Annotated in this window: 11 protein-coding genes; 3 read left to right on the top strand and 8 right to left on the bottom strand. The window is 41.6% G+C overall.

Annotated elements, in window-relative coordinates; translation table 11 throughout:
• Window positions 1-60: 60 nt before the first annotated feature.
• A complete protein-coding gene (locus tag G563_RS0125435; protein ID WP_028667808.1) occupies window positions 61-993 on the bottom strand; it encodes a sugar phosphate isomerase/epimerase family protein in 933 nt (310 codons plus the stop codon).
• Window positions 994-1420: 427 nt separating this feature from the next.
• Between G563_RS0125435 and G563_RS0125430 the strand changes: the two genes are divergently transcribed.
• Window positions 1421-2530 carry a DUF11 domain-containing protein gene (locus G563_RS0125430; protein WP_028667807.1) on the top strand — a complete coding sequence of 370 codons (1110 nt, stop codon included), beginning with the start codon at window positions 1421-1423 and terminating at the stop codon, window positions 2528-2530.
• 46 nt (window positions 2531-2576) lie between these two features.
• Here the strand turns inward: G563_RS0125430 and G563_RS0125425 are convergent, their stop codons facing one another.
• On the bottom strand, window positions 2577-3083 hold the full coding sequence (locus G563_RS0125425) for a DUF2911 domain-containing protein (protein WP_028667806.1): 507 nt from the start codon (window positions 3081-3083) through the stop codon (window positions 2577-2579).
• Between the two features lie 387 nt (window positions 3084-3470).
• Here G563_RS0125425 and G563_RS0125420 point away from each other — a divergent pair, with 387 nt between their 5' ends.
• On the top strand, window positions 3471-5981 hold the full coding sequence (locus G563_RS0125420) for a penicillin-binding protein 1A (RefSeq protein ID WP_229598564.1): 2511 nt from the start codon (window positions 3471-3473) through the stop codon (window positions 5979-5981).
• Here the strand turns inward: G563_RS0125420 and G563_RS0125415 are convergent.
• From G563_RS0125415 to G563_RS0125405, 3 genes are all read right to left on the bottom strand, one after another.
• Window positions 5978-6829 (bottom strand): helix-turn-helix domain-containing protein, encoded by an 852-nt coding sequence (locus G563_RS0125415; protein WP_028667804.1) that lies wholly within the window; start codon window positions 6827-6829, stop codon window positions 5978-5980. The two genes, G563_RS0125420 and G563_RS0125415, sit on opposite strands and share 4 nt — an antisense overlap.
• Window positions 6830-6937: 108 nt before the next feature.
• Window positions 6938-8020, bottom strand: a complete 1083-nt coding sequence (locus G563_RS0125410; RefSeq protein ID WP_028667803.1) for a Gfo/Idh/MocA family protein — start codon at window positions 8018-8020, stop codon at window positions 6938-6940.
• 126 nt (window positions 8021-8146) lie between these two features.
• Window positions 8147-8659: a hypothetical protein gene (locus G563_RS0125405; protein ID WP_028667802.1), complete on the bottom strand. Its 513-nt coding sequence runs from the start codon at window positions 8657-8659 to the stop codon at window positions 8147-8149.
• 232 nt (window positions 8660-8891) lie between these two features.
• Here G563_RS0125405 and G563_RS0125400 point away from each other — a divergent pair, with 232 nt between their 5' ends.
• Window positions 8892-9326: a DoxX family protein gene (locus tag G563_RS0125400; RefSeq protein WP_028667801.1), complete on the top strand. Its 435-nt coding sequence runs from the start codon at window positions 8892-8894 to the stop codon at window positions 9324-9326.
• On the opposite strand, the gene G563_RS0125395 is transcribed toward G563_RS0125400, so the two are convergent.
• The 3 genes from G563_RS0125395 to G563_RS0125385 all read right to left on the bottom strand — a co-directional run bounded on the left by G563_RS0125395 (window position 9323) and on the right by G563_RS0125385 (window position 12145).
• Complete coding sequence (locus G563_RS0125395) at window positions 9323-10237, bottom strand: DUF6607 family protein (RefSeq protein ID WP_028667800.1); 915 nt, start codon at window positions 10235-10237, stop codon at window positions 9323-9325. The two genes, G563_RS0125400 and G563_RS0125395, sit on opposite strands and share 4 nt — an antisense overlap.
• A 56-nt stretch (window positions 10238-10293) precedes the next feature.
• Window positions 10294-10773 (bottom strand): Fur family transcriptional regulator, encoded by a 480-nt coding sequence (locus G563_RS0125390; protein ID WP_028667799.1) that lies wholly within the window; start codon window positions 10771-10773, stop codon window positions 10294-10296.
• Window positions 10774-10963: 190 nt separating this feature from the next.
• Complete coding sequence (locus G563_RS0125385) at window positions 10964-12145, bottom strand: PepSY-associated TM helix domain-containing protein (protein WP_028667798.1); 1182 nt, start codon at window positions 12143-12145, stop codon at window positions 10964-10966.
• Window positions 12146-12148 lie beyond the last annotated feature (3 nt).

Here is a 12148-nt window from a genome sequence, read left to right as displayed (position 1 = left end):
TAGGCGTTTTTATGGGTAGTTAACGCAAATATCGTGCAAAACGTTTATTTTCTCCTTAAATCAAACCCTGGCAATCACTTTGTTGATTTTTTCGAGCCCTGTTTTAGCTACTTTGAGTGCATCTTGGGCATAATAAGTCTTATTGAATACTTCCAATGAAAGTATAATAGGACGGTCAGGATTTTTGATTGTTTTAAGGATTTGAGCAATAGGAGCTACACCATCTCCAGGGTATACACGGTCGGCGTCGGTAATGGTCTCTTTGGGCAATGAGGCTGGATAATCATTGATGTGAAAAATCTCGACGCCAGGTTTTCCTACTAGTTTTAGGGTATCAAGACTAGAACCTCCTTTGTACAAATGGTATACATCCAACAACACCCTCGCCGAAGGATGCCCACTCTCAATAGCGACATACATTACTTCGCTCAGTTTGTTGAGGTTTTTTGAAAAGCCCCATAGTTCGAGCTGCGGAATCACCTTGGTTTGATCGCTGATTTCGAGAATAGTCCGATAGCGCTCAGCAGCCTTTAGGAGGTCAATACGAGGAGCTTGTGGCCCTTGCGCTCCTACCGACGGCGTAGCGACTCTCATACAGCCAATTTGAGCCAAGAGCTCCATTTCTCTTTTGAGCTGGTCTACCCCTTTGGCACGAGCGGCATCATCATCAATAATCCACGGAGCAAAACCAATGGCATTTTCTACCTTAACCCCTAAATCCCCCAAAATCTTGAGTGCCTGAGCGGGCGTACCCCCATTTTTGATATACTCTTGTAGTGAATCAATCCAGATTTCGACTGAGCGAAAGCCCGCTTTAGAAGCTATTTCTAATTCTTTCACAAAGCCTAGTTTTTGTCCTCGAATGGTACTCATATTTAGACAAGGTACAAACGCAGGAGACTTAATCACCGACGCGGAGGAGGTTTTGGGCAATACACTTGCGGCGCTAGCAGTGGCAAGTGTGAAAAGGGTTTGACGACGAGAAATGGACATATGTTACTTTTTTTAATACTAAAGACCGTAAGACTCATTATTTATTGGTATTGCCCCTAAAATATTATTATAAGTCGGCCCTACCCATTTCCTAATCTACTAACTGTCAAACCCTTACCTTCTCTATGTTTTGTACCTGCTCTACTTTCGCGCCTCATTATTGATTGAAAAGGATTCAACTTGTCGTTTTGGTATAATTTTTGCTCATCTAAGCGGTATATTTATGGGATATAAGGATAGTAAAGGCGTCAAAACTATTTCAGTATCCTGTAAGTGTCTATTTTAAAGCCGCTTGCTTTCTTTTTAGTACTTTTACTTACCCTACTGCTGTTATTTGGCTCGATTATTGATAGGAGCCTTTTTATTGAAAAATAGCCACTGACATTCCAGTCGGGTTGTAATAGTATGTCGTAAGACGTTGGGAAGCATGCGAAACCAACTCTATAAAATTATGACATTCTTGCAATCCAAAAAAGCCTCCTCAGGGCTTGTGTGGATATTATCTGTTTTATATTTTGGAATCATCATTAAAACAAGAGCAATATCTCCTCACGCTTGTTTTAGCAACGATACCACTAACACATCTTCTAATAATCCTTGCCCTACTACTTTGCCCATTGTACAAAGTGTAAGACTTTGCCTGGGCGATTCATTCCCGATTTTAAAGGCTATCATTCCTTCGGGTACTACCGCCCATTGGTATCACCAAGCACAGGGCGGTGCTGCACTCGCCCACGACACGACTGCTTTTCGCCTTCCCGGCATTGCCACAGTCAATGATACCCTCTACGTAGAAATCGCCGCTACCAATCCTGCCTGTACACTGCCTCGCACTCGCATTCCTTCCTACATTTTTGTATTTGATTGTAATAAATCTATTGATTTACATTTAAAGAAAGTAGTTGATAAAAAAATTAAAGCTATTGGCGACACGGTGATTTATACTGTCAAAATATGGAATGAGGGTATCCAAAATGCGTCGCGTGTGGTAGTTAGTGATTCTCTTCCGCCAGTTTTAAAATATATTAGCAGCAGCGCATCCCGAGGCAATTACAATCCCCTTACCCACAGGTGGGAGATTGACTCTATCGGTATAGACTCCGACATAGTGAGCTTAGTCATACGCTCCCAAATAAAAGTGGGCTATGAAGGTGTGTGGTTTAGCCAATCTGAGGTCATTTATAGCAATGAACTAGACAAGGATTCAACTCCCAACAATGATAATCTCCGTGAAGATGACAGTGACAATGTTTGCTTTAGTGTCCCATTTAGGTTGTGCCCCCAAGAAAAAGTAGAAGTGAAAGTACCAGCACAATATCAAGTAACAGGGTGGTACCAAAGCGACGGTCAGGGACTTATAGAAGGCAAAGAGGGAAACACCATTTTATTGGAAACACCAGGAACTTATACTTTTACTACTCAAAACGGTCATTGCTCAAACGAAGGATGCTGTCCTATTATCATTTTGCCTAGCCAAAACTGTTGCTTTAAGCAAATGTGCCTCCCCATTATAGTCAAGAAGAAATCTAAACCATAAAAAAAGCCCAACCGTTAAGTTGAGCTTTTTTGAAAAAAATATATTCTTAAAACTGCAAAGGCACCGAGAAACTAGAAGCGTCCCATGAAAATACAAGAGCGTTGTTTTTGACCTCAAAAGTTAATTTTTCAACCGGCTCTTTCAAAGCAATATTAGGTACAGTCACTCTCAATACGTCTTTATCTACCTTGTAGCTATAAGCTCCCCATTGCTTAGGTTCACTGTTTAAAATCACTACCCATTCTTTTTCGCCAGGGATCGTAAACAATCCATAATCACCGGCTTTTACCTCTTTGCCACCAAACTTTCCGTCTTTTTTGAAAGTAATTACAGTAGCTTCATTAGCACCTGTACGCCATACTTTACCATATTTTTCAAGGCTTTGGCTACCATCAGCTCCAAAAATCACGCGTCCTTTTTTGGAAGGTTGGCCATAAGTTACTTTTACATCTTTTCCGTCGGCCGTCATACGTGGACTAGCAGGAGGATTCTGGCTACAAGCAATATTGAGCGCAATAATTGAGAAGAATAAGAAAAAGAATGATTTCTTCATGTCGTTTTTATGATTTGGTTTTATTTTGACGTTTAGTAAACGCAAATATGATTGAAAAGTTGTTTGAAGTCAAAAAATCATTCATAAACTTAAAGCTTTCATAGTGTTTAATCCCCGTTTTGTTTCATTTATTCTTCCTTCTCATGATTTAAAAATGGCTATCCAAGGCGGATTGTACTCTTTTAGTATTCATTTTCTTTCCTTCAAAAATACCCCCAAAAATAAGAACTCAGTTACATGATTTTTTGATTTCTTCCAATAACCCTATCTTTGACCCGAAAACTTATTTAGGATTCAATTATGCAAGATTTTTTGAAGAAATTGAGCAGCTTTTGGAACACAGTTACCAGCCCCATTAGAAAATTAATCAAATGGCTAGGGAAACTAATGTATACCCTACTTGGAAAAATAGTAGGTCAGCAAAGGCTCCATCAATGGACTAACAGCTATGAAACTTACAAAAACTTATTTTGGCAGAAGTATTATGAACGTGTTGATGTCAGTTCGCCTTACTATCGCGCCGTAGTTAAGGCTTGGAAAGTTTTATTGTATGGGATAGGCGGGCTTGCCTTCTATATTTTTTGTGTGGAAACCAATTTCCTCTGGCTTTGTGGAAGCATGCCTAGCGTCGAAGACCTCCAAAATCCCAAAGTCGCCCAAGCTTCCGAGATTTATTCGATTGATGGCAAACTCATCGGAAAACTCTACACCGAAAACCGCACTCCTGTAGATTACGATAGCATTTCACCATACCTCATCAAGGCATTGATTGCTACCGAAGATGCTCGTTTTTATGAACACTCCGGCATCGACTCTCGTGCCCTCATGGGTGTAGCTTTCGGGATTTTGCAGGGTGGCGAGCGTGGCGGTGGGAGTACCATTACGCAACAACTTGCTAAAAAGCTGTTTCGTACCCGTCGCAAATCCGCCAGAGGACTGTTAGGCAATGTTCCATTGGTACGTACACTCGTTTACAAAACCAAAGAATGGTTGACAGCCATCAGGCTTGAGCGCAATTTTTCCAAAGAAGAAATCTTAACGATGTATTTTAATACGGTAGATTATGCCAACAATACCTACGGTATCAAAACAGCGGCTCGTTATTATTTCAATAAATCTTCTTACGAACTTTCGGTGCAAGAAGCGGCAGTATTGGTAGGACTGCAAAAAGGAACTACCCTTTATAATCCTGTCAAAAACTACGACCGCTCTCTCACTCGGCGCAACACTGTGCTGTCGCAGATGGTCAAGTATGGGTACTTGAAATCTTCTTCTGCCGACTCTTTGGCCAAATTGCCAATTGAACTGCGCCTTACGCCCGAACGTTTTAATGAAGAAGATAACGAATACGCCATTTATCAGTATTTCAACGGGGCTGTTGAGAAATTCATGGAAAAATGGGGGGAAGAAAACGATTATGATCCCTACACCGACGGGCTTAAAATCCGTACGACCATCGACTCTCGTATGCAAAAGCATGCCGTAGCTGCCGTAGCCGAAAGAATGCGTATGCTTCAACAAACCTTCGAAAACCACTGGCTCAACCAAAATCCTTGGCGCGACGAAAATGGCGCCGAAATCCCTAACTTCTTGAATGATGTAGCCAAACGCACCGACCGCTATAAGGCACTCTATAAGCGATTTGCCAAACTACCCGAAGAAATACAAAAAGATTCGATTTTGTATTATATGAACAAAAAAGACACCATGACTATCTACGACTGGAAAACTGGCCGTGAGAAAAAAGTGGTCATGAGTTCGATTGATTCATTGAATTATTACAAACGAATCTTGCGAGCAGGTATGATGGCCATGGACCCGTACACAGGACAAGTAAAAGCATGGGTGGGTGGTCTCAACTACAAGTTTTTCAAGTACGACGCCGTTGAGCAAGGCAAGCGTCAGCCAGGCTCGACTTTTAAGCCTTTTGTATATTGTGCAGCTATTGATAGCTCAGCTTTCAACATGGCTCCATGCGACAAAATGGTGGATGAACCCTTCCAAATCGAAGTGAAAGAACGAGTAAAAGGTCGTGATACCGTAAAAATATGGCGTCCCAAAAACTCAACTGGCGGCTTTAGTTATCAAGAACTCACCCTTCGAAGAGCCTTGGCTCGTTCTATCAACTCAGTCACCGCTCACCTTACCAATAAAATCGGGGCGCAGTCGGTCGTAAACTATGCCCACAAATTGGGTATTACCACTCCCCTCAAAGCCGTACCGTCGATTGGCTTGGGACCTTTTGACGTATCCTTATATGATATGGTGGCTTCTTATGCGGTATTTCCCAACAATGGCCGCCATACCGACCCGGTGGTAGTAGCTCGTATTGAAGATTTTAATGGAACTCCAATCGAGGAGTTTGCCCCAGAAAGCAAACAAGTCATCAGCGAAGAATCTGCCTTTTTGATGGTGCATATGCTCAAAGGAGGTATCGAAGAGCCCGGTGGAACCTCTCAAAATATCTGGACTTTTGGTGGACTTTTTAAACAAGGATTTGAGATTGGCGGAAAAACAGGTACTACCTCCAACAACTCCGACGGCTGGTTTATGGGAGTTACCAAAGACCTGGTAGTGGGTGCTTGGGTAGGCGGTGACGACCGCAGTATTCACTTTCGCAGTACCAATCTAGGCGAAGGTGCCAAGACCGCCTTGCCGTTGGTGGGTCGTTTTCTTGAAAAAGTATATGACGATGCCACCATTGGTTACAAAAGAGGGCCTTTCCCCAAACCTAAGATTACGATTCTGAAAAGCTACCGTGATTGTTTGCCCTCATCGCCTATTGAAGCAGAATCCGACTCAACCGATGTTGCCGAAGATTCGCTCTATCTGCTGCCTCCTACCATTGACTCTGAGATTGAAGTACCTGATGTCCCAGTAGATACGATCAATTCTTAGAAGGTACGCATAAAATTCTTTTTAAAACTTAACGGGTTGTGGCCCGTTATTTTTTTGAAGGTACGATTAAAATAAGAAAGACTCTCAAACCCACATTCGAAGCAGGTTTCAGTTACGTTTTTATCCACCAAAAGCAACTTTTTGGCTTGGTTGATACGATAGTGGTTCAAAAATTCAGTAAAGGTCAATCTCGTCATTTTCTTAAAATACCGACAAAAGGCGGCATTGCTTAGGTTTGACAGGGCTGCTACCTCTTCGATGTCTATTTTGCGTTGGTATTGCTCATCAATAAACCGATACAATTTCAACAATCGTTCTTGCTCTCGACGATTGTATTGATTTTCAACGGGTTTTTCATGTAAAAATTCCTTTTCCACCGCTGCCGCCAAATCATATAAAATGCTCAACAACTCCAAAAACTGCTCCATTCCTTGCATATAAGGCAATTTCTGCAAACGGGGCTTTACCATGTTTTTGGCTTCAGCCCCAAAAGCAACCCCTCTAGCGGCGCTCTCAAACAACTTAAATAGGGGCTCAAATTCGGGTGTATTTGCCAAGGTCTTTTCTAAAAAAGAAGCCCGAAAATGAACCACAATTTTTTCATAGTGGGTTTTGGCACCATAGTCAAAATTAAGATGAGGAATGTAAGAACCTATCAATACCAAATCACTTTCTTCAAAAAGCGACATGTGTTTTCCGACATAACGGGTTCCGTGCGTACCTTCGATGTACACCAGTTCAAACTCAGGATGAAAATGCCAAAAGAAAAAATCACTCATGCGAGGATTGAGCATTATCTTAAACGACGTATCCGTGTTTATTTGAAGTTCTTCAAATTGAATTTTCATAGGAAGGATTTTCGACAAAACCTATTGCTAATAAAAAGGCTTAGGCAGACCCGAGTGAGTCTGCCTAAGTTAGAAAAAAACACAATATAATCACTGATTAATAGACCTTTACAATCTTACTACTTCTCCCGTACGAACAGATTCGTCGCACGCAAAAGCAATTTGGAGGCTATTTACAGCATCATTCATGTGGTCGGTGAGATCTACATCTTCCAAGATTGCTTTCAAGAAATATTGTTGTTCACGGTTACAAAGCTCTTGGTGGTCAGGCTCATCGGTAAGATTAATCCATTCATCTTCCTTCACAAAGGCGTTGTTGGCATCCAAATCGGCATAGTGTACTCGCAAAGATTCGGTTTTGGTGTGTGCATCTACGTTGTCAGATTTACCAGCGCCTCCGGCTTCTTTGGCCACAATCGATACACAACCTTTAGGACCTACTACATCTTTTACAAAGAAGGCTGTTTCGCTCATCATTGGGCCCCATCCTGCTTCATACCAACCTACCGAGCCATCTTCAAATCTGATTTGTAATTGACCATAGTTATAATTTCCCGCTGGAATATCCTCGGTAAGACGCGCCCCAATCGCCGATACCCACACTGGCTTCGAGCGAGTCATTTGACACATTACATCTATATAGTGCACCCCACAATCTACGATGGGGCTTAGGCTTTTCATCAAGTTGCGATGTACATCCCACATGTAGCCGTGGCTTTGTTGGTTGAGATTCATACGCATTACGAGCGGCTTGCCTAGTTCTTGAGCAACTTCCACAAACTTGGCCCAAGAAGGATGATGGCGCAAAATATACCCTACCACGAGTTTTTTATTGGCTTTCACGGCCGCTTCTACTACTCTTTTGGCTCCTTCTACCGTATCGGCTACTGGCTTTTCGATAAACACATGGCATCCGTGTTCAAAGGCCATAATCGCAAAAGCTTCGTGGGTGTCGGGGTAAGTTGAAATACACACAGCGTCGGGCTGAGTGGCTTTCAAAGCTTCGGCATAGTCGGAATACAAAGCATAACCGCCTCCCAATTTCTCGTTTAAAACTTCTTTGCTTTTTCCCGTTGAGACAATACCACAGATTTCAAAATCCTCGAATGTATGATACGCCGTAGCGTGAGAAGCTCCCATGTTTCCGCATCCTACCACAAGGACTCGTACAGGTTTAGTAAGTGTTGACATATGTATATATAAATGGAAATTGATTTTGGGTGTAAAGGTACAATTATCATGTTTACCTACTGCATTTTTACAAAAAAGGCCATCCCCAAAAATCTACTAACCAGCTTGCCACCAACTTGTACTATTTCAAAAAAATACTTCTACATTTTGTTCCACCGTATTTTGCCCTGCTTTTTTGATCACAAAAGGTAAAAATGCCAAGGTAATCAGGCAAGCAACAGTAGGTACATAGCCAATAGGCGTGAAAAATCCCGTTGGCGCACTCAAAACAATCATCCAAAAGGCCGTTTTGAAAATCGCTTGTCGGCGCGGAAAACCTCGAAACAAATCTCTAATCTCACCGAGCATTCGTACACTAAGTGATAGCAGTACTACCCCCAAAAGTATCAATGAATACAACCGAAAATCAAACACAAAGCTTTTGTCCAAGACCCGTTCTAGGGCATGATAGCTAATTTCAAAAAGATGCCCTAACCCCATAGAAGTAGCAATAGAAACAGGGCCAAATACCACAAAAAAAGCGGGAATTTTATGAACCGGGACGGTAGATTTTCGTAAAAATTGAATGGTTTTGAGATATGAAATCACAAAGCAAAACAACAAAACAATCTGATCGATGTAGTTCCACAAAAGAAGCATTTGAGTAAAGATAAAATAAAACACACCGCAAGCTAAAACAGCCGTGCGGTGGTTTCAACATTATCCTGTATTAAGTGCATTTTTCTTTGCTCGAAATGCCAATAATCAAAACTGACGTGCTTTTCTTTATTTATTAAGATTTGTCTTTCATTACATTTCAAAAAAGTACAAATCAATATTGGCAAAATCAAATAAAAATTTTAACTTTCTGAAAACCAAACATTTTCATGCTATGAATACGCTCCAACGCATCGAACATTGGGGCGATACGCATCATCCAGCTTGGCTAGATGTGATCCGTATCGCTCTTGGCTTGTTATTGTTTTTGAAAGGAGTGAGTTTTATCAGTGATACGTCGCGGCTTTCCCAACTTATCAGTGACCACAACTCCTTTTTGAGTTCTGTCATAGCGGTTCATTATGTGGCTTTTGCTCACCTAATGGGCGGCTTTTTGATTGCTCTTGGCTGCCAAACCCGAACGGCAGTACTATTCCAAATTCCCATTTTAATAATTGCCGTTTTCTTTGTCAATATTACCAAAGGTTTCTCTTTTCTGAATTCGGAGTTGTGGCTTTCTGTCACCACTTTGATACTGCTCATTGTATTTTTGGTGGCAGGGTCAGGCAGGTTTTCGATGGATGAATGGATGAAAAACCATCCGCATTAGCGCATTGAGTAGGCTTCTGGATTTTTGACAAATTTCAGAATAGTAGCCTTAATCTCTTGACGAGTAGCGGGATTGTCGGAACGATACGACAAGTTTTCAAGCATTTGTCCCAACGATTTTCCTTCCACTTTTTCGTCGGTCAGGCTGATTCCTTTGTTTTGTGCAATAAGCTCCGTCCACACCGCTCGTACTTCGCCCCAATATGAGCGGTGTTTTTCCCACCACCTTTTGGCTACGTCGCATTTGCTTTCATCGACTTTACGATAATCGTTCAGTCCTTTTTCTTGGGCTAGAAGTTCATCCCCTTTTTCGGTTCGGATGATTTTATCGTTGTCTTGCTCATGCAAATACCCCTCTTTAGTGACATGAATGCGATTGTTGCGTCGCATCACCTGATAGTCAGAGCGTTTGGAATACTCACGGCGAGGAAGAGGCGCATCCGTTACATTGGCCCATACGTGTTTTCCGTCCTTATGAAACCACGATGCTGTGCCCTCATAACGCGGGCTATCGTCTACTTCAAATACTTTTTGGGTCCATTGCCCTTTGACTTGCGACGAAGGCAGTTTTACCGACTTCCAATCTTTGTTTTTTTGATACGCCAACACATTGGCATTTTCATATTCCCAGTCTTCACGCCAATGTTTGATGACTGTTTTGTCGTTGATCACAAGCAAGTGTACCAATACCAACTTATCCTTAGATTCTTCATCTACGGCTATCCATTCCAGTCCTTTAGCATGATAACGCTCCTGAAACTTATAATCTTTTTGGGGAGAAAATGTCTCTGCATATTGAAAAGTCACTTCCTGACACCCACATTGCCCCTTAATAGCCTCTATATCAGCCGTTTTTTGGGCGTTTGCATTCAATCCAAAGCCAACAAGTGTTAGCAACATTACTTTTTTCATAAATTTATTTTTTTATTTTATTTATACTAATTAAAAATAAATAACCAAAAAAATAACTAGTTAAAGTTTTTTTCTAGCTTATGACTGCACAGTTCGTCGGTACAATGTCCATAAAACACCAATGAATGTTGTAAAACCCTGGTCATAAACCACTCTCCTACGCTATTTTCGATATTGGAAACACGCGGATCACAAAACTCCTTGATATGATGACAGTCTAAGCAAACCACGTGGTCGTGCTGTCCACTTCCAAGTGCCCTCTCGTAGTTGAAAGAAGCATTGGTGCCAAATTGGTGTTTTTTTATCAACCCTGCCTCTACAAACAAATCAAGGGTATTGTAAATAGTAGCCATGCTGATATGAAATCCGCTAGCCATCAAAATTTCTCGAAGCTGATAGGCATCAAAATGATAATGCTCCGTATGCGAATAAATTTCTTCTAAAATTGTGTACCGCTCTTGGGTACGGCGATAGCCTTTTAGTTCCAAAAACTGGTCAAGTCGTAAGATAGCCGCCTGTAAATGAGAGCTTTGCATATTTTCTAAAAACAATACAATGTAATAATCATTGCAAATTTAGATTTATTTAGAATAAATACAAATAAATCACATAAACATCTTTTTCTTAATTACTTTTAGTAAGGCTCGTGCCGAAAGATTCGGCACGAGTGCTATCTCATCAATGCGGAAGGAAAGCACCCTTCCACAACCTCCTTGAACATGAACTCTAACTTTTTAAAATTAACCTCCCACCTGACGTTTTGGCGGCTTTTGCGGGCTCCAGCACCTTTTTAGGCACCTTTTTTCTTCTTCCCCACCATATCAAAAACCCCGTAACCGGCAGGCTCGTAGCCACTAAACTTACCAAAAAGGCAAGTACTTTTCCTGCCAATCCCCCTACTGCTCCCACGTGCAAGTCATAATTCATTCGCAGTAATTTGTCGGCGGCAGAAGCTTCTTCAAAGCGACCGTATAGATGTCCTACTTTGATTTCTTTGAGGCTATACTGGTCAAAATAGCGGTAGTCTGTTTTCCAGTAGGTGCCAGCATCTGGATTGGCACTTGCCGCAATCGCCGAAGTGTCTGATTCGGGTACATGTACCTCCAGCACCGCCGCCTTGGGATATTCGGCCTGCATTCGGTGCCATATTTGGTCAATTGCAGGACTATTTAGTGCCAGGTTTTCGGGCTTTGGAGCAGAAATAGGCTCTGTAAATAGCAGCGACTTTTTACCTCCTGCCAATCCATATACCGACTCCGCAAACCACTGAAATCCCCACACCAAACCTGTCAAAGCCAATATCAAAATGAAAATCGATGCATAAAACCCAAAGATATTGTGTAGGTCATAATTTTTACGTTTCCACTTTAGATTTTGTTTCCAATTAAACCAAAACCTTTGTTTGGCAGCGGCTTTGTTTTTGGGCCACCACAGCACAATGCCCGTAACAAGCAATACCACAAACACCAACGTAGAATAGGCCACAAACGGCTGCCCAATGGCTGGCGGAAGCCAAAAATAAAAATGCCCCTGCAATACTATTCTAAAAAAATCACTATCCATATCCTTTACTTTGAGCACTTTGCCATCATACGGATTGAGATATACAATGTAGTAATAGGAAGGCTCAAAGTGAAAAAAGCTTACTTGGGCGGCTTTGCCTCTATCCATATACAAAACGGCATGTAAGTGCTTATCGGGAAGTTGTTTTTCGGCGATAGATTTCAATACCGACGGGGGTAAAAATGGTTTTGATTGTGGTTCAACAAACCGATAGGATTGCGTCAGGTTTTGAATTTCTTCCTGAAAAGCATACAAGCAACCCGTAAGACTTATCACAAATACCACCACCCCCGAAACTAAGCCCAGCCACAAGTGGATTTTTCCAATGATTTTTTTAAAACTCATACT

It is taken from the genome of Runella zeae DSM 19591, assembly GCF_000423565.1.
In the GTDB taxonomy this organism is placed as follows: domain Bacteria; phylum Bacteroidota; class Bacteroidia; order Cytophagales; family Spirosomataceae; genus Runella; species Runella zeae.
This window is presented reverse-complemented; position numbering and strand designations above follow the sequence as displayed.

Excerpts from the sequence above, each read along its gene's own strand:
- G563_RS0125435 (WP_028667808.1), bottom strand. The coding sequence starts at position 993 with ATGTCCATTTCTCGTCGTCAAACCCTTTTCACACTTGCCACTGCTAGC.
- G563_RS0125430 (WP_028667807.1), top strand. The coding sequence starts at position 1,421 with ATGCGAAACCAACTCTATAAAATTATGACATTCTTGCAATCCAAAAAA.
- G563_RS0125425 (WP_028667806.1), bottom strand. The coding sequence starts at position 3,083 with ATGAAGAAATCATTCTTTTTCTTATTCTTCTCAATTATTGCGCTCAAT.
- G563_RS0125420 (WP_229598564.1), top strand. The coding sequence starts at position 3,471 with ATGTATACCCTACTTGGAAAAATAGTAGGTCAGCAAAGGCTCCATCAA.
- G563_RS0125415 (WP_028667804.1), bottom strand. The coding sequence starts at position 6,829 with ATGAAAATTCAATTTGAAGAACTTCAAATAAACACGGATACGTCGTTT.
- G563_RS0125410 (WP_028667803.1), bottom strand. The coding sequence starts at position 8,020 with ATGTCAACACTTACTAAACCTGTACGAGTCCTTGTGGTAGGATGCGGA.
- G563_RS0125405 (WP_028667802.1), bottom strand. The coding sequence starts at position 8,659 with ATGCTTCTTTTGTGGAACTACATCGATCAGATTGTTTTGTTGTTTTGC.
- G563_RS0125400 (WP_028667801.1), top strand. The coding sequence starts at position 8,892 with ATGAATACGCTCCAACGCATCGAACATTGGGGCGATACGCATCATCCA.
- G563_RS0125395 (WP_028667800.1), bottom strand. The coding sequence starts at position 10,237 with ATGAAAAAAGTAATGTTGCTAACACTTGTTGGCTTTGGATTGAATGCA.
- G563_RS0125390 (WP_028667799.1), bottom strand. The coding sequence starts at position 10,773 with ATGCAAAGCTCTCATTTACAGGCGGCTATCTTACGACTTGACCAGTTT.
- G563_RS0125385 (WP_028667798.1), bottom strand. The coding sequence starts at position 12,145 with ATGAGTTTTAAAAAAATCATTGGAAAAATCCACTTGTGGCTGGGCTTA.